This is a genomic window from Achromobacter spanius, from assembly GCF_003994415.1.
Classification (GTDB): domain Bacteria; phylum Pseudomonadota; class Gammaproteobacteria; order Burkholderiales; family Burkholderiaceae_B; genus Achromobacter; species Achromobacter spanius_C.
Genome location: NZ_CP034689.1, coordinates 1591071 through 1607005, shown reverse-complemented (window position 1 = coordinate 1607005; position 15935 = coordinate 1591071). Strand labels below are relative to the sequence as shown.

The 15935-nt window shown below is 64.1% G+C and carries 16 protein-coding genes; 9 read left to right on the top strand and 7 right to left on the bottom strand.

Annotated elements, in window-relative coordinates:
- Positions 1-23 precede the first annotated feature (23 nt).
- Positions 24-1133 carry an LPS export ABC transporter permease LptF gene (gene lptF / locus ELS24_RS07255; protein WP_083447415.1) on the bottom strand — a complete coding sequence of 370 codons (1110 nt, stop codon included), beginning with the start codon at positions 1131-1133 and terminating at the stop codon, positions 24-26.
- A 57-nt stretch (positions 1134-1190) separates the two neighbouring features.
- Here lptF and ELS24_RS07250 point away from each other — a divergent pair, with 57 nt between their 5' ends.
- The 9 genes from ELS24_RS07250 to ELS24_RS07210 all read left to right on the top strand — a co-directional run bounded on the left by ELS24_RS07250 (position 1191) and on the right by ELS24_RS07210 (position 9955).
- Complete coding sequence (locus tag ELS24_RS07250; protein WP_127183752.1) at positions 1191-2699, top strand: leucyl aminopeptidase; 1509 nt, start codon at positions 1191-1193, stop codon at positions 2697-2699.
- 22 nt (positions 2700-2721) lie between these two features.
- Positions 2722-3183, top strand: a complete 462-nt coding sequence (locus ELS24_RS07245) for a DNA polymerase III subunit chi (RefSeq protein WP_050447650.1) — start codon at positions 2722-2724, stop codon at positions 3181-3183.
- Between the two features lie 63 nt (positions 3184-3246).
- Positions 3247-3666: a hypothetical protein gene (locus tag ELS24_RS07240; RefSeq protein ID WP_127183751.1), complete on the top strand. Its 420-nt coding sequence runs from the start codon at positions 3247-3249 to the stop codon at positions 3664-3666.
- 119 nt (positions 3667-3785) lie between these two features.
- Positions 3786-4496 (top strand): Bax inhibitor-1/YccA family protein, encoded by a 711-nt coding sequence (locus tag ELS24_RS07235; protein ID WP_050447648.1) that lies wholly within the window; start codon positions 3786-3788, stop codon positions 4494-4496.
- 68 nt (positions 4497-4564) lie between these two features.
- Complete coding sequence (locus ELS24_RS07230; RefSeq protein WP_127183750.1) at positions 4565-5482, top strand: aldo/keto reductase; 918 nt, start codon at positions 4565-4567, stop codon at positions 5480-5482.
- Positions 5483-5485: 3 nt separating this feature from the next.
- Positions 5486-6778 carry an NTP/NDP exchange transporter gene (locus ELS24_RS07225; RefSeq protein WP_127183749.1) on the top strand — a complete coding sequence of 431 codons (1293 nt, stop codon included), beginning with the start codon at positions 5486-5488 and terminating at the stop codon, positions 6776-6778.
- A gap of 90 nt (positions 6779-6868) precedes the next feature.
- On the top strand, positions 6869-7825 hold the full coding sequence (locus ELS24_RS07220; RefSeq protein WP_127183748.1) for a Bug family tripartite tricarboxylate transporter substrate binding protein: 957 nt from the start codon (positions 6869-6871) through the stop codon (positions 7823-7825).
- A gap of 46 nt (positions 7826-7871) precedes the next feature.
- Complete coding sequence (locus ELS24_RS07215) at positions 7872-8852, top strand: succinylglutamate desuccinylase/aspartoacylase domain-containing protein (protein WP_127183747.1); 981 nt, start codon at positions 7872-7874, stop codon at positions 8850-8852.
- A 2-nt stretch (positions 8853-8854) separates the two neighbouring features.
- Positions 8855-9955, top strand: a complete 1101-nt coding sequence (locus ELS24_RS07210) for a pyridoxal-phosphate dependent enzyme (protein ID WP_127183746.1) — start codon at positions 8855-8857, stop codon at positions 9953-9955.
- A 78-nt stretch (positions 9956-10033) separates the two neighbouring features.
- Here the strand turns inward: ELS24_RS07210 and ELS24_RS07205 are convergent, their stop codons facing one another.
- From ELS24_RS07205 to lepA, 6 genes are read right to left on the bottom strand one after another with little or no spacing between them, the layout of a single operon-like run.
- On the bottom strand, positions 10034-10942 hold the full coding sequence (locus ELS24_RS07205) for a LysR family transcriptional regulator (RefSeq protein ID WP_050447642.1): 909 nt from the start codon (positions 10940-10942) through the stop codon (positions 10034-10036).
- A gap of 18 nt (positions 10943-10960) precedes the next feature.
- Entirely contained in the window at positions 10961-11548 is a 588-nt protein-coding gene (gene recO / locus ELS24_RS07200) for a DNA repair protein RecO (RefSeq protein WP_050447641.1), read from the bottom strand.
- A complete protein-coding gene (gene era, locus ELS24_RS07195) occupies positions 11541-12431 on the bottom strand; it encodes a GTPase Era (RefSeq protein WP_050447640.1) in 891 nt (296 codons plus the stop codon). The genes recO and era overlap by 8 nt, the downstream gene beginning before the upstream one ends.
- On the bottom strand, positions 12428-13189 hold the full coding sequence (gene rnc / locus ELS24_RS07190) for a ribonuclease III (protein WP_046802607.1): 762 nt from the start codon (positions 13187-13189) through the stop codon (positions 12428-12430). Before rnc ends, era begins: the two co-directional genes overlap by 4 nt.
- Before the next feature lie 2 nt (positions 13190-13191).
- Positions 13192-14076, bottom strand: a complete 885-nt coding sequence (gene lepB, locus ELS24_RS07185; protein WP_050447639.1) for a signal peptidase I — start codon at positions 14074-14076, stop codon at positions 13192-13194.
- 23 nt (positions 14077-14099) lie between these two features.
- A complete protein-coding gene (lepA, locus tag ELS24_RS07180) occupies positions 14100-15893 on the bottom strand; it encodes a translation elongation factor 4 (RefSeq protein WP_127183745.1) in 1794 nt (597 codons plus the stop codon).
- Between the last annotated feature and the right edge of the window lie 42 nt (positions 15894-15935).

The window sequence follows — 15935 nt, the reverse complement described above, 5'->3', positions numbered from 1 at the left end:
CTTTTTCGGCGTCTTGCCCGGCCTTAAGCCGGGGGCGCGCTCTTGGGCGCCTTGACCCGCAGACGGCGCATCAGCAGAAACACGGTCAGCAAGGCCACCACGCCATGGATTGCCCACACCCCCACGCCAAAGCTGAGCTTGCCGTTGGAAATCCAGGCGCGCGACAGGTTGATCATGTTCATGTAAAGCAAGCCCACCAGGCCGGCAATCAGCAAATCTCCCGAACGCCCCAGGCGCGGGTTCACCGCCCCCAGGGGAATGGCCAGCAGCGCCAGGTTGAGCGCGGCCAGCGGCAACGAAATGCGCCACATGACCTGCGACCAACTGCTGTCGGTGTCATCCGCGATCAGTTGCATGGTGGCGCGCGCCTTGGACGAGCGCTCGGCCGCGGCACGGGCTTCTCCAATGGGGTCTTCACCCGCCTTGCTTTCGAGGCGCAACCCGTACTTTTCGAAGTGCACCAGGCGGATTTCAGGCGTACCCGGCTTGAGGTCATAGCGATGGCCTTCGCCCAGCACCAGGAAGCGGTCGCCATTGGGCAAAGTTTCGCTGTGCGCGCTGCTAGCCGTCAGCACGCTCAACCATTCAGGCCCGGTTTCACGCGCGAACACGTTGCCCAATTCGTCGGTGGGCTTGACCGGGTCTTCCGAGAAGAACACGCGGCTGCCGCCGGACGATTCCGCGAACTGCCCCGCCGTCACTTTGGACAGGTCGGAACGCTGCTCGAACCGTTCGTGGTATTCGCCAATCTGCCGGTAGGCCCACGGCGCGGCCACCAGCGTCAAGCCGGCCACCGCCAGCGCCACGGGAATGGCCACGCGCAGCACGGGCCGTAGCCAGTCGGCCAGCGACAGGCCGCTGGCAAACCACACCACCATTTCGGATTCGCGGTAATTGCGCGTAACGGTCGTCAGCACCGCGATGAAAATGGACACGGCCAGAATGGTCGGCAAGGCGGTGATGGTGGACAGCGCGGCCAGCACCACCACGACGTCGGCTCCGATGTTGCCTCCCGCCGCTTCACCGAGCAGGCGCACGAGAAGCACGCTGAGCCACACGACGAGCAACGTGGAAAAGACAACGCCAGCGTGACTGGTGATCTCGCTGACGACAGAGCGTTTAAATAGAGACATGGGAGAATATGCGGGATAATCGACCGCATCATACACAGACGCACACGGGAAACCCTCATGGAATTTAGCACACAGACCACCGCTTCCCTGCACCAGGTTAAAACCGCCGCCCTGGCTGTCGGGGTGTACGCGGATGGCGTGTTGAGCCCCGCCGCGGACATCATCGACCGCGCTTCCAACGGCGCCGTGCGCGCCGTGGTCAAGACCGAGTTCCGCGGCCGCGCCGGCTCCACGTTGACACTGCGCACGCTGCCCGGCGTGACCGCCCAGCGCGTGGTGCTGGTGGGTCTGGGCAAGCAGGAAGAATATTCGGCCCGCGTTCACGCATCGGCCGAACAGGCGTTCGCCTCGGTCTGCGTGGCCGCCCAACTGACGGAAGGCGTGTCCACGCTGGCCGCCAACCCTGTCGCCGACGTCGCCATCATTGCCCGCGCCCGCAGCGCCGCCATTGCGGCCGGCGCCGCCACTTATCACTACGACGCAAGCTTCGGCAAACCCGACCGCGACGCCCGCCCCAAGCTCAAGAAGATCGTCCAGGTGGTCGAGCGCGCCGACGCGGCTCAGGCCCAGAAAGGCCTGCGCGAAGGCGCCGCCATTGCCAACGGCATGGAACTGACCCGCACGCTGGGCAACCTGCCCGGCAATATCTGCACCCCCACCTACCTGGGCGACACCGCCAAGCGCCTGGCGCGCGAATTCAAATCCCTGAAGGTCGAAGTGCTGGACCGCAAGCAGGTCGAGGCGCTGGGCATGGGGTCCTTCCTGTCGGTCGCGCGCGGTTCCGCCGAAGCGCTGCGCTTCATCGTGCTGCGCCACGCCGGCGCCAAGGCCGCCAAGAAAGGCGCGAAGAGCGCCCAGGGCCCGATCGTGCTGGTTGGCAAGGGCATCACCTTCGATGCGGGCGGCATCTCGCTCAAGCCCGCCGCCACCATGGACGAAATGAAGTACGACATGTGCGGCGCCGCCAGCGTGCTGGGATCGTTTCGCGCCCTGGCCGAACTTGAGCTGCCGCTGGACGTGGTCGGCCTGATCCCCGCTTGCGAGAACCTGCCGAGCGGCACCGCCAACAAGCCCGGCGACGTCGTCACCAGCATGGCCGGCCTGACCATCGAAATCCTGAACACCGACGCCGAAGGCCGCCTGGTCCTGTGCGACGCCCTGACCTACGCCGAACGCTTCAAGCCGTCGGCCGTGATCGACATCGCCACGCTGACCGGCGCTTGCGTTGTGGCCCTGGGCCACGTCAACAGCGGCTTGTTCTCGAAAGACGACGCGCTGGCCGAGGCCTTGGCCACGGCTGGCCGCAAGTCGCTGGACACCGCGTGGCGCATGCCGATGGACGACGCCTACCAGGAACAACTGAAGTCCAACTTCGCCGACCTGGCCAACATCGGCGGCCCCCCGGCCGGCGCGGTGACCGCGGCGTGCTTCCTGTCGCGCTTCGCCAAGGCCTACCCGTGGGCCCACCTGGACATCGCCGGCACCGCTTGGCGCGGCGGCAAGGACAAGGGCGCCACCGGCCGCCCCGTGCCCCTGCTGATGCAATATCTGCTGGACCAGGTTTGAAGCGCTTGCAACGGAACCGGGCATGACGCGGATCGACTTCGCCTTCGGCGCGCCCGACCGCTTGCGCATGGCCTGCCAGGTGGTGCGCAAGCGCTTTTTGGCAGGGCAGCGGCTGGTGGTGTACTGTAAAGACGGTTCGCGGCTGGCCGCGTTCGACCGCATGCTGTGGGCCTTTGACGACACCTCGTTCGTGCCGCACGTGCTGGCCAACGACCCGCTGGCACCCGAAACGCCGGTGGTGTTGACGGCGGGAGACCCGCAGCAGGCGGCCCAGGCCGCGGCGGGCGCGGACGCCGCCCCGCCGTGGCTGCTGAATCTGGACAACGATTGCCCGCCCGGCTTCGACACCTTCGAGCGCCTGCTTGAAATCGTGTCCGATGACCCGGACGACAAGCAAGCCGCCCGACAGCGCTGGCGCGTCTATCAGAATGCGGGCCACACGCCGCTAAGCCACGACCTCAGCCGCCAAGCCACCGGCGGCTGACCAGCCCAATCCATCCCGGCGGGCATCGTCCCCGTCGCGGGTTTTTGATACTTGGGAGCCCTCATGCCCTCTCGCTCCAACGACACCGGCATCCCCACACTGACCCAGCGGGCCGAACCGACGCTCTACGCGCCGCGCCCGCCCCTTGAGACTGAAGGCCGCGTTCCCCCCGTGCTGACCGAATTGGCTGACGACGCCCCCGCCGCCGACGCCGACGATGCGTTTCCTTTGCTGACGGACATCGCCGATGGCCATGGCCAGGACTGGGACGTGGACGAGGCCCCGGCAGCGGTTCATGCCGCCGCCGCGCAAACCACCGTGGCGCAGCCAGATGCAACGGTATTGAGCGCCCGACTGCAAGCCGAGGTCGAACAATTGATGCGCCGCGCGCTGGCCGATGCCGTTGAACAGATCCAAACGCGCATGGATGCCGAATTACCGGGTATCGTTTCCCGGGTATTGAACGAGGTCCGCCCTGGGTAAACAGGGAGTCTGGCCGCGGGTCTAAATCTTCCAAAAACTGGATTCTTCAGGGAACTGTAAGGTATCCTTCCCCTCTAAGCCTACTAGGCAATTATTTTTGGCGCATACAGGAGTTCTCCATGAACGAATATCGTCCGTCCCCTTTTAACCGTTCCGGCTCGGTCGCTGGCGCGCCGGGCGAGGTCGCGCGCAATCAGGTGCTGCGCAATACGTATTGGCTCTTGGCCCTTTCGCTGATTCCCACGGTGCTGGGCGCGGCGGTCGGCCTCTACACGGGAATCAACCGTGTCATGGGCGCCAGCCCCGGCCTTTCCGCGATCGTGTTCCTGGTGGGTGCCTTCGGCATGATGTTCGCCATCGAGAAAAACAAGAACAACTCGATGGGCGTGGTGCTGCTGCTGGCCTTCACGTTCTTCATGGGCATCATGCTGTCGCGCCTGCTTGGCTTCGTGATGGGCTTCAGCAACGGTTCGCAGCTTGTCATGACGGCATTCGGCGGCACGGCGATCGTGTTCGGCACGATGGCCACACTGGCCACCACCATCAAGCGCGACCTGTCCGGGATGCAGAAATTCCTGTTCATCGGCGCGGTCGTGATCCTGGTTGCAGCGCTGGCCAACATCTTCCTGCAAATGCCCGCACTGATGCTGACCATCTCGGTCATGGCCATCCTGGTGTTCTCGGCGTTCATGCTGGTTGACCTGCAGCGCGTGGTCAATGGGGGTGAAACCAACTACGTGTCCGCCACACTGGCCATTTACCTGGACGTCTACAACGTCTTCTCGAACCTGTTGATGCTGCTGGGCATCTTCGGCGGTAACCGCGAGTAATCGCGCCCCGCAAGTTCAGTACTGAAGGCCTACATTCGCATGTAGGCCTTTTTCTTTGGAGCGCTCCCATGCACGATCGCCGCCGCTTCCTCCAAACCGCCGCCTGCGCCACCTTGCTGGGACCCGCGGGCGCCGTCCAGGCCCTGAACGCCAAGCAAACCATGCTGAAGCGCTCCATTCCGTCTACGAAGGAACAGATACCCGTCATCGGCCTGGGCACTGCCGATACCTTCAACACCTCGCCCGATGACGCAGCAGCCATGCAGCCCTTGGCGCAGGTGCTGGACACCTTCGCCAAAGCGGGCGGCACGCTGATCGACACCGCGCCCAGCTACGGCCAGGCCGAGGCGGTTGTGGGAGCGCTGCTGGCGCGCCAGGGCGACGAAGGCAGCCGGTACTTCCTGGCGACCAAGATCGGCGCGCGTGGTCACGACGCCGCCATGGAGCAAATTCGCGCATCACAAAAGTACCTGGGCCGCGACAAACTCGACCTTATCCAGATCCACAACCTGATCGACACCCGCAATCAACTGGGCTTGCTGCGCGACCTGAAGCAGCAAGGCGTCATCCGTTACGTCGGCATCACTCACTACCTGGACCATGCCCACGACGAACTGACCGAACTGGTCGAACGCGAAAAGCCCGACTTTCTTCAGATCAATCTATCAGTGGGCGCGCGCAACGCTGAAAAGCGCCTGCTGCCGGCTTGCCAGGCCAACGGTGTCGCAGTGCTGATCAACCGCCCCTTCCAGGACGGCGCCCTGTTTCGCCAGGTCAGGGGTCGTGCCCTGCCCGGTTTGGCTGCCGACATCGGCTGCACCTCCTGGGCGCAGATTTTCCTGAAATTCATCATCGGGCACCCGGCGGTCACCGCCGTCATTCCCGCCACCTCCAAACCCAAGAACATGGCGGACAACGCACTGGCCGGGTTCGGGCCGCAACCCGACGCGGCCATGCGCTACCGCATCGCCGCCCTGCTGGCATAAGCCATGGCCGCTGCCGGCCTTGGCCTCCTGCGTGGCCGCATTGCGCGCGCCTTGGGTATTCATGAAGAGGAAATAGCGCCAGCAGCCTGCGGCTTCGCCTTCTTTTTCTTCCTGTTTTGCGGCTATTTCATGCTGCGGCCCATCCGCGAAACCATGGGGATCCAGGCGGGTGTGAACCAACTGCAATGGCTCTTCACCGCCACCTTCTTCGCCACCCTGGCGGTGGTGCCGGTGTTTGGCGTCTTGTCCTCGCGCGTGCCGCGTTCGACGCTGCTGACCTGGGTCTACGGCCTGTTTGCCCTGACCATGGCGGGCTTTGCCATGCTGCTGCATCTGCAACCGGGCAGCGTCTGGACGGCGCGCGCGTTCTATGTATGGCTGTCGGTCTTCAATCTGTTCGTGGTTTCCATCGCCTGGAGCCTGATGGCCGATGTGTTCCGCATGGAGTCGGCCAAGCGCCTGTTCGCCTTGATTGCCGCCGGCGCCAGCGCGGGCGGGCTGTGCGGTCCACTGCTGGGCGCGTTGCTGGCGGGCGTGCTGGGTCCTGCGGGCCTGCTGCTGTTGTCGGCGCTGCTGCTCGCGGCGACGTTGCCGCTGAAGCAATGGCTGTTGCGATGGCGCGCCGCCACGCGTACGGACGTCAGCCAGCAGGACATCAAGCAGCCCATTGAAGGTGCCGTGCTGGCCGGCATTTCGCGTATTTTCCGGTCTCGCTATCTGCTTGGCATTTCGTTGCTGGTGGTGCTGCTGGCTACCCTCAACACCTTTCTGTACATGGAGCAGGCGCGGCTGGTGGCTGACTCGTTCCCCGACACCACGCAGCGCATCCGCGTATTCAGCGCGCTGGACTTCACCGTGCAGACGCTGGCGCTGCTGTCGCAAGTTTTTATCACTGGCCGCGTGGCCGCGCGCCTGGGGCTGCGCTTTCTGTTGACCGCGGTGCCCCTGGCCGTGGGGCTGTCATTCCTGGCGTTGGCCGCGTTCCCTGTCTTTGGCGTGTTGGCCGCGGCAATGGTCCTGCGCCGGGCCGGCGAATACGCCTTCATCAGACCCGGGCGCGAAATGCTGTTTACGGCGGTTCCGCCCGAAGACAAATACAAGACCAAGAGCGTCATCGACACTGTGGTCTACCGCGGCGGCGACGCCGCCAGCGGTTGGGTCAAGGCAGGGGTGGACATGCTGGGCCACGGCGCGGCGTTGATTGCGCTGTTGGGCGCGGCCGTGGCGCTGGGCGCAGCGGCGGTCGGCTATGCGCTGGGAAAACAGGCCGATGCAAGAAAGGACGACAAGCGTTAGGTTTTTCCAAACATCCATATTATTAAGACAAACGGATTCTTCGGGCGGCCGCCGCACAATGACGCAGCTCTCAACGCCTGGGGAATCGTCATGAAACGCTCTGCCTGCCTTGCCGCCTTGCTGCTTTGCCTTAGCGCCACGTCCGCGCACGCCGACTATCCGGAACGCGCAATCACCTTGATCGTGCCTGCCGCGGCGGGCGGCAATGCGGACATTACCGCGCGCCTGATCGGCCAGGAGATGAGCCGTCAGCTAGGTCAGCCAGTCGTGGTGGAAAACCGCGTCGGAGCCGGGGGCCGCATCGGCACCCAGGCGGTGGTTCGCGCCCCGGCCGACGGCTATACCATCGGCTACGCCCACGTCGGCACGTTGGTGCTGCATCGGTTTCTGTTCAAACAGCAGCTTTACGACCTGGACCGTGACGTGACGCCCATCGGCCTGGTGGCCGAGACGCCCAACGTCATCGTGGTGAATGCCGCGTCACCCTATCGCGACCTGAAAAGCTTCATCGAGGCCAGCCGCGCCCAGCCCGACCGCATGACGATGACATCGGCCGACCCTGGCACGACCAGCGAGGTCGGCGTGAAGCTTTTCATTGCCCAGACCGGCGCCGCCGTGCGCCAGATTCCCTACAAGGCGACGGCCGCGCAGCTCTCCGACCTGCTCGGTGGCCATGTGGACGCCATGATGGAAAACCTGCCTCCGCTGATCGGCAACCTGAAGGATGGCCGCCTGCGCGCGCTGGCCGTCACAACACGGTCGCGCGCTGCATCCAATCCCGATGTGCCGACGGTGGCCGAACAGGGCTACCCCGACTATGAACAGTCAGCCTGGAGCGCGCTGATCGCTCCCGCCGGTACGCCGCCAGCCGTCATCAACCGCCTGAATGCCGCGATGAACCAGGCGCTGCAATCGGAACATGTCGCAAAAGAACTGCGCAGCCGTTCGCAAGCGCCGCTGGGCGGCACCCCGCAGGACGTACAAACCCAAATTCGCAAGGAACTGCCCAAATGGGAAAACATCATCAAGGCCGCCACGCTGGATTGACGTCCACGGGCGCGCCTGCGGCAAGCCCCCCAGCCGGAGGCGCCACATGATCCAGGTAAGCCGGGAAGACTTCTCCGTTGCCGCCGCAACCAATGACTCGGCCTATCGCCGCATCACCATTCCCATGTTGCGGGTCGACGCCGGCCCTGGCCCCGCCGTGGCCCTGATGGCGGGCGTGCATGGCGACGAATGGGAAGGCCAGGCCGCCATTCTGGATTTGTGGCATCACCTGCCCAACGTACTGCAACGGGGCACGGTCTATTTGCTGCCCGCCGTCAACGCAGAGGCATCGCTGGCCGGCACACGACTGTCGCCCGCCGATGGCGGCAACCTGAACCGCGCCTTCCTGGGCGCCCCCGCGCGCGGCTACACCGAAAGCGTGGCGGCCGCCCTCGAAACGCGTCTGCTGCCCCACGTGCAAGCCATGGTCGACGTCCACAGCGGTGGCGCGTCCCTGCGTTATCTGCCATCGTCCGTGATCACGCGCTACGGCAGCGACGCCTACGACGAGCGCCTGCCCGCCCTGGCGCGCGCGTTCGGCCTGCCGCATTGCGTGTTCTTTCGCGGCAATGAAGCGGGCTCCATGCCGGCCGCGGCCAGCCGCCACCGCGTGTTGCGCCTTAGCGCCGAAATCGGCGGCGGCAGAGAAACCAACAGCGCTCTGGTCGAACGCTGCCGCGACGGCCTGCTCGGTTGCCTGGGAGAGCTGGGCCTGTTGCCCAGCCAACCACGCCCCCGCAATCCGAACACTCTGCTTTATGACCTGGAGGCCCCCGCCGCCACCCTTTGGGCAGGCGAATCCGGCGTATTCGTGCCCAGCGTTGAACTGGGGCAGTCCGTCACAGCGGGCCAGCAGATTGCTCGCCTGATCGAACCCGCCCGCCCCGACACGCCCATGCGCCCCTTGCATAGCCCTCAAGCGGGCACGGTCGTGTGCTTGCGCGCCATCGCCCGGTGTGACGACGGCGACTGCCTGCTGCAAGTCGCACCCGCCCTTCCCCTTGAATTCCTCGCGTCAAAGTACTGACCATGCAGATGAACCCTGGATTGTCCGGCCTACGTTGTATCCGCTGCACCCGCCTGTGGGCGCCCGGCGACTATCCCGAAGGCTGCCCCCTTTGCCTGGCCGCTGGCCACCCCGCCACGCTGGAATGCGTCTACGAACCTTCCAGCGGCGGCAACACCATGCCCTTGCCGGTCCTGGCGCCCATCACGCTGGGCGAAGGCGACACACCTTGCCTTGATGCATCGGATCTGGCCGTGGCCGAAGGCATCGGCCAGCTTTGGCTCAAATGTGAGGCCGCCAACCCCACCGGCAGCCACAAGGACCGCATGGCGGCCCAGTTGGTGTCTCGGGCACAGTTGGCCGGCGCAACCCGCGTGGCGGCGGCCTCCAGCGGCAACGCCGGCGTGTCGATCGCCGCCTATTGCGCGGCCGCCGGCTTGCAGGCCGACATCGCCATCACCCGTAACTGCCCGCCCTTGCAGCGCGAAGCCATGCAGCGCTTCGGGGCAAGACTCAGCGCCTTTGAAGACAGCCTAGCCCGCTGGCCATACGTCGAAGACCTGTGCCGTAACCAGGGCGCATTCGCGGGCACCAATTACCTGAATCCGCCCGTTGGCACCCACCCTTATGGCGTGGAAGGCTACAAGCCCATTGCCGCTGAAATCCTGGACCGCTGCGGCACGCCGACCGACATCATCGTGCCCACCGCGCGCGGCGATCTGCTGTGGGGCATCTTCCTGGGTTGGCAGCACCTGCTGCAAAGCGGCCGCATTCAACGCTTGCCGCGCCTGCACGCCATTGAACCCCATGCGCGCTTGTCGCAGGCCCAGGCCAGCGGAGACGCGCGCGGCTTGTGGGACGCGGCAACGGCGCAGTACTCCATTGCGGGTGGAACCTGCACGCTGCAATCCCTGGAAGCTTTGTCGCGGTCGGGCGGCACGCCTGTTGAAATTGACGATAAGGCCGCGGCCCAGGCGCAGCAACTTCTGGACCGCAGAGGCATCAGCACCGAGCTATCGTCGGCCGCCGCGCTGGCGGCGGTGGCCAAGCTGCGGCGCTCGGGCGTATTGGATGCCGAATCGTCGGTGGTGCTGATGCTGACTTCGGACGGTCGCCGGGGCTGAGCGGGACCTGGCCCGCAACCTCTGCGGCCCCTACTGCCTTACTGCCTTACCGCGTCACCGCCTGACCGCCCGACCACCTCACACGCCGAAGCGATCCACCAGCGGGGCCAGCACGCCGCGCAGACAGGTGGCCCAGAACTTGCCGGCCTCGGACAAGGGTCGGCTACCGTGCAAGATCATATGGCATTCAAAATGCACGGGTGCGGTCAGCGGACGGTAGCAAAGGCCGGCTGCCTCCCTCCCCACGGCGGTGGCCGGGTTGGCAATGCCGATCCCGTGCCCGTCCAGCGCCAGTTGGCACACGGTGCTGGAGTACGGGGTTTCGATGGCCACCTTCAGGCTTAGCCCCGCCTGCAACAACAGCGAATCCAGGCGCTTGCGCGAACCATCCTCCGCGTTCAGGGCAATCACGTCCGCATCCACAAGATGCGTGAAATCCACGCGTTCCAGGCGCGCAAGCGCATGGCTGGCGGGAAACACCGCCACGGCACGCAGGCTGGCCAGCCGGTGCCCCAACAGACCTTCGAGCTCTGATTCGTCAGCCACCACCGCCAGATCGAGTTCGCCCGACACCACCATGTCACGCAAGGTGTTGGAGTCTCGAATCTGCAGATACAGCGGCGTGTCGGGATAGCGCGTGCGAAACCGCGAGATCGCGTCACTGACGAGGGTGCCGCCATACGCATGGATGCAACCAATGCGCAGGCGCGGCTGCGCGGCGCCACGGATCGCACGGATCTTGCGTCCAAGGCTTTCCAGCCCCACGTTCAAGCGGCGGATTTCCTCGTACAACAAAGTGGCCTCGGGCGTGCGCTGCATCCGCTGACGCACGCGCTCGAACAGGCGTAGCTCAATGCTGGCTTCCAACGCGGCCAAGGTGGCGCTGACCGTCGCGGGCGACACATCCAGGCGCCGGGCGGCAGCGGTCACGCTTTCCGTTTCGTATACGGTGCGGAACGTCTCGACCTGTTTCAGTGTGAAGGTCATCGGCTGCGCGCAGCACGCTCAGACGCGCTGCAAGTCCATCAGGACGCGCCGGGTGGACAGCGGGCGGCCGGCAAGAATTTCGGCCAGGCGCTCGCGCAAATCGCGGCGCAGCGCGGGTTCAATGGTGGTGTCTTCGAAATCCGGGGCGGCTTCGTCCACGCCATAACCGGTTTCGCGCAGCAAGGTCCATTCAAAGCGGCGCAACGCGCCCGCGGCGCGCGTGCCGTTGGACAACTGCTGCAACGCCATGTCGTAGGCGTCGAACAGCAAGGGGTGGGCGTCTTCGCGAGGCAGCAGGCGCAACAAGAGCTCGTTCATGTACCAGGCGGACATCAGCGCGGTGCCGGTCAAGGGCCGGATGCCCGCGATTTCGGCGCGCGTCAGCGTCTTGACTTCGCCGTTGCCGGTCCAGGACAGCAGCAAGGGCTGAAAGGCCGACAACACGGGCCTCAGCACCGAGTAAGGGCGCTTGGCGCCCTTGGCGACCATGGCCACACAGCCATGATCGCGGGAAAAAGTCTGAACAATAAGGGAGGTCTCACGCCACGCGGTGGCGTGCAGCATAAAGCCCGGGCGATCCTGGACGCGAGGCGCCCGTCTACTCATAGCCCAAATCGCGGAGCGCACCCTCGCGGTCGGACCACCCCTTGCGCACCTTGATGTAGACCTCAAGGTGCACCGGCTTGTCCAGCAGCTTGGCGATGTCCTGCCGCGCCTCCGTGGCGATGCGCTTCATGTGCATGCCGCCCGTGCCCAAGAGTATGGGCTTGTGGCTGTCGCGCTCGACCACCACGCAGGCGTTGATGCTGGCGCCTTTGTCGGTCTCTTCCCATTGCTCGATGACGACGGTACAGCCGTAGGGCAGTTCGTCGCCGACCAGGCGGAAGATCTTTTCGCGCACCAGTTCGGCCGCAATGAAGCGCATGGGGCGGTCGGTCAGGGTGTCTTCTTCGAACATTGCCTCGCCTTCCGGCAAGCGCGTGGCAATTTCTTCCAGCAACTGATCCAGTTGCTGGTTCTTGGTGGCGCTGACGGGCACCACGGCGCCAAACGGATGCAGCGCCATGATCTTGGAAACGAAGGCAAACAGGTCGTCGCGGTTTTTCAGCGCGTCGATCTTCGAGACAACCAAGATGGTGCGTTCCGGGTTGGGCAAGAGCGGCAGCAACTTGGCGTCGCCCTCAGACCACTTGCCGGCCTCGACCACATGCACCACCACGTCGACGTCAGCCAGGGCCTGCGTCACCACGCGGTTCATCATGCGGTTCATGGCGCCACCATGGCGCGTCTGGAACCCGGGGGTATCAACGAAGACGAACTGCTCGTGTTCGCGCGTCAACACACCATGGATGCGGTGGCGCGTGGTCTGCGCCTTGCGCGACACGATGGAGATCTTGGAACCGATCAGGGCGTTGGTCAGCGTGGACTTGCCCACATTGGGGCGGCCAACAATGGCAACAAAGCCGGTACGAAAAGGGGTATCGCTCATTTAGTCTCTTGAGCCACTGCCACGGGCAGCGACAATTGCGCGGTTTTGCGCGCCTTGCCCGACTTGCGGGCAGCCTTGGTGGCCGGGCTGATGGCCAGCGCGGCTTCCAAGGCCAGCTTGGCCGCCGATTGCTCGGCGGCGCGGCGGCTGGCGCCGGGCGCCGTAACCTTGATCTCGAGCGCCGGGATGGCGCACTCGACTTCGAACTGCTGGCTGTGGGCCGCGCCATGCGTGGCCACCACCGTGTACAGCGGCAGCGCCAACTTGCGGCCCTGCAGGAATTCCTGCAGCAAGGTCTTGGCGTCCTTGCCCAGCGTTTTGGGGTCAACCGAGGCCAGCACCGGCTGGTACTGGCGCACGATCACGCGGCGCGCGGCCTCAAAGCCCGCGTCCAGAAAGACGGCGCCGAACAGCGCCTCGACCGTGTCGGCAAGAATGGATGGCCGGCGGAACCCGCCGCTTTTCAATTCACCTTCGCCCAGGCGCAGATACTGCGAGAGCTCCAGGCGCTGGGCGATATCCGCCAGCGAGGCCTGCTTGACCAGATTGGCCCGCAGCCGCGACAGATCGCCTTCGTCAATTTTCGAATAACGCTCGAACAGCATGGCCGCAACGACGAAGTTCAGCACGGAATCCCCAAGGAATTCCAAGCGCTCGTTGTGGCGCGCACCATGACTGCGATGCGTCAGTGCCTGTTCAAGCAAGGCTGGATCACCGAAGTGGTGATCCAGGCGGTTTTCTAGCGTGGCTAGCGACATAATCAGTTGAACCGGCCAATGCGGCTGAGATCGCTGAAATTCATCCAGATGAAGAACGCGCGTCCGACGATATTGGCTTCAGGTACGAAGCCCCAGTACCGGCTGTCCGCGCTGTTGTCCCGATTATCACCCATGGCGAAATAACTGCCTTCGGGTACTTTGCAGCGTACCCCATTGCGGCTGTATTGGCAGTTTTCACGGTGAGGAAATTGCCACATGGGAGCGTAATCCTGCGGTTTTTTCTCATCTAGCAGGATCTGGTGCTCAACGTCGCCTAATTTCTCTTTATATTGCGCAATATACGAAACCCGGTCGGGTTCGAAGTAGTCTCCGGCGCGCACATGGGGCACCAGTTCGCCATTGACATACAGTTTTTTGTCCAGGTACGCAATTTCGTCACCCGGCAAACCCACCACGCGCTTGATGTAGTCCACGTCCGGATCTACAGGATAGCGGAACACAAACACGTCGCCGCGCTTGGGTTCGCCAATATCAATCACCTTCTTGTCGATCACAGGCAGGCGCAGGCCATAGCTGAATTTGTTCACCAGGATCAGGTCGCCAGACTGCAGCGTGGGCAGCATCGAACCCGACGGAATCCGGAACGGCTCGACCACGAACGAACGCAGCATGAATACGAACAGAATGACGGGAAAAAAGCTGACCGCGTATTCGATCCACCACGGCACGCGCCGCGCCACGTCGCCGGCTTCGCGGCGCAGGCGTTCGGCTTCCTGCGCATCGCCGATCAGGGCCGCGTCGTACTGCGCCATTGCCGCTTGGGCCCGTGCTTCACGGCCACGCCGTAGCACCGCCAGATCAAGCACCCAGATAATGCCGGTCAAGACCAGCAGAACAAACAGGATCAGGGCAAAGTTCCAACTCATCAGCTAACCGCCTTCTTTTGGTTCTACTTGTCTTCCACTTGCAGGATGGCCAGGAACGCCTCCTGCGGAATCTCAACGCTACCCACCTGCTTCATGCGCTTCTTGCCGGCCTTCTGCTTTTCAAGCAGCTTTTTCTTGCGCGAGATGTCGCCGCCGTAGCACTTGGCCAGCACGTTCTTGCGCAACGCCTTCACGTTTTCGCGCGCGATGATTTCGGCGCCGATGGCGGCCTGGATGACCACGTCGAACATCTGGCGGGGAATCAGTCCACGCATGCGCGTGACCACGTCACGGGCGCGATGGCGCGCGTTGCTGCGGTGAACGATCACGGCCAGTGCATCGACCCGGTCGTTGTTGATGAGCAGGTCCACCCGCACCACGTCGGCCGAGCGATATTCCAGGAATTCGTAGTCCATCGAGGCGTAGCCGCGCGACACCGACTTCAGCTTGTCGAAGAAGTCGAGCACGATTTCGGCCAGCGGAATCTCGTACACCAGGTGCACCTGGCGGCCGTGATAGCTCATGTTGACCTGCGAACCGCGCTTGTTGTTGCACAGCGTCATCACCGGGCCGACATAGTCCTGCGGCATGAACAGCGTGACCTTCACGATGGGTTCGCGAATGTCCTGGATCTTGCCCACTTCGGGCATGCGCGACGGGCTTTCCACGGTAATCACGGAACCATCGCGCTGCTCGACTTCGTACACCACCGACGGCGCGGTGGTGATGATGTCCATGTCGAATTCACGCTCCAGGCGCTCTTGCACGATCTCCATGTGCAACAAGCCCAGGAAGCCGCAGCGGAAGCCAAAGCCCAGCGCCTGCGACACTTCGGGTTCGAACATCAGCGCGGCGTCGTTCAGCTTGAGCTTGTCGAGCGAATCGCGCAGTTGGTCATATTCAGAGCTTTCCACCGGATACAAACCGGCGAACACCTGCGGCTTCACTTCCTTGAAGCCGGGCAGCGCGGACGGCGCCGGCTTGTTGGCCAGCGTGACCGTGTCGCCAACCTTGGCGTCTTCCAACTGCTTGATGCCGGCGATGATGAAACCCACTTCGCCCGCGGACAGATGCGGACGCGGCTGCGACTTCGGCGTGAACACGCCGGTCTGCTCGCACAGGTGGGTGGCGCCGGAGGCCATCAGCAGAATCTTGTCCTTGGGCTTGAGGACACCATTCACGATGCGCACCAGCATGACCACGCCCACGTAGTTATCGAACCACGAGTCGATGATCAGGGCTTGCAGCGGCGCCTCGGGATCGCCCTTGGGCGCCGGCACACGCGCAACGATGGTTTCCAGGATTTCGTCGATGCCCATGCCCGTCTTGGCGCTGGCCAACACCGCTTCAGATGCATCGATGCCGATCACATCTTCCACTTCCTGGCGCGCGCCTTCGGGATCTGCCTGCGGCAGGTCCATCTTGTTCAGCACGGGCACCACTTCCACGCCCAGTTCAATAGCGGTGTAGCAGTTGGCGACGGTCTGCGCTTCCACACCCTGCGAGGCGTCCACCACCAGCAGGGCGCCCTCGCACGCCGACAGCGAACGGCTGACTTCGTAGGAAAAGTCCACGTGCCCCGGGGTGTCGATCAGGTTCAGGTTGTAGACCTTGCCGTCATTCGCCTTGTACTGCAGGGCGGCGGTCTGGGCCTTGATGGTAATACCGCGCTCGCGTTCGATTTCCATGGAATCGAGCACCTGCGCCGACATTTCGCGAGCCGCCAATCCGCCGCAGCGCTGGATCAAGCGATCGGCCAAGGTCGATTTGCCATGATCGATGTGGGCAATGATGGAGAAGTTGCGAATATGCTGCATGCTTGAAATTATAAGGGACGGAACACTCGGCACCAGGCCGGA

Excerpts from the sequence above, each read along its gene's own strand:
- lptF (WP_083447415.1), bottom strand. The coding sequence starts at position 1,133 with ATGTCTCTATTTAAACGCTCTGTCGTCAGCGAGATCACCAGTCACGCT.
- ELS24_RS07250 (WP_127183752.1), top strand. The coding sequence starts at position 1,191 with ATGGAATTTAGCACACAGACCACCGCTTCCCTGCACCAGGTTAAAACC.
- ELS24_RS07245 (WP_050447650.1), top strand. The coding sequence starts at position 2,722 with ATGACGCGGATCGACTTCGCCTTCGGCGCGCCCGACCGCTTGCGCATG.
- ELS24_RS07240 (WP_127183751.1), top strand. The coding sequence starts at position 3,247 with ATGCCCTCTCGCTCCAACGACACCGGCATCCCCACACTGACCCAGCGG.
- ELS24_RS07235 (WP_050447648.1), top strand. The coding sequence starts at position 3,786 with ATGAACGAATATCGTCCGTCCCCTTTTAACCGTTCCGGCTCGGTCGCT.
- ELS24_RS07230 (WP_127183750.1), top strand. The coding sequence starts at position 4,565 with ATGCACGATCGCCGCCGCTTCCTCCAAACCGCCGCCTGCGCCACCTTG.
- ELS24_RS07225 (WP_127183749.1), top strand. The coding sequence starts at position 5,486 with ATGGCCGCTGCCGGCCTTGGCCTCCTGCGTGGCCGCATTGCGCGCGCC.
- ELS24_RS07220 (WP_127183748.1), top strand. The coding sequence starts at position 6,869 with ATGAAACGCTCTGCCTGCCTTGCCGCCTTGCTGCTTTGCCTTAGCGCC.
- ELS24_RS07215 (WP_127183747.1), top strand. The coding sequence starts at position 7,872 with ATGATCCAGGTAAGCCGGGAAGACTTCTCCGTTGCCGCCGCAACCAAT.
- ELS24_RS07210 (WP_127183746.1), top strand. The coding sequence starts at position 8,855 with ATGCAGATGAACCCTGGATTGTCCGGCCTACGTTGTATCCGCTGCACC.
- ELS24_RS07205 (WP_050447642.1), bottom strand. The coding sequence starts at position 10,942 with ATGACCTTCACACTGAAACAGGTCGAGACGTTCCGCACCGTATACGAA.
- recO (WP_050447641.1), bottom strand. The coding sequence starts at position 11,548 with ATGAGTAGACGGGCGCCTCGCGTCCAGGATCGCCCGGGCTTTATGCTG.
- era (WP_050447640.1), bottom strand. The coding sequence starts at position 12,431 with ATGAGCGATACCCCTTTTCGTACCGGCTTTGTTGCCATTGTTGGCCGC.
- rnc (WP_046802607.1), bottom strand. The coding sequence starts at position 13,189 with ATGTCGCTAGCCACGCTAGAAAACCGCCTGGATCACCACTTCGGTGAT.
- lepB (WP_050447639.1), bottom strand. The coding sequence starts at position 14,076 with ATGAGTTGGAACTTTGCCCTGATCCTGTTTGTTCTGCTGGTCTTGACC.
- lepA (WP_127183745.1), bottom strand. The coding sequence starts at position 15,893 with ATGCAGCATATTCGCAACTTCTCCATCATTGCCCACATCGATCATGGC.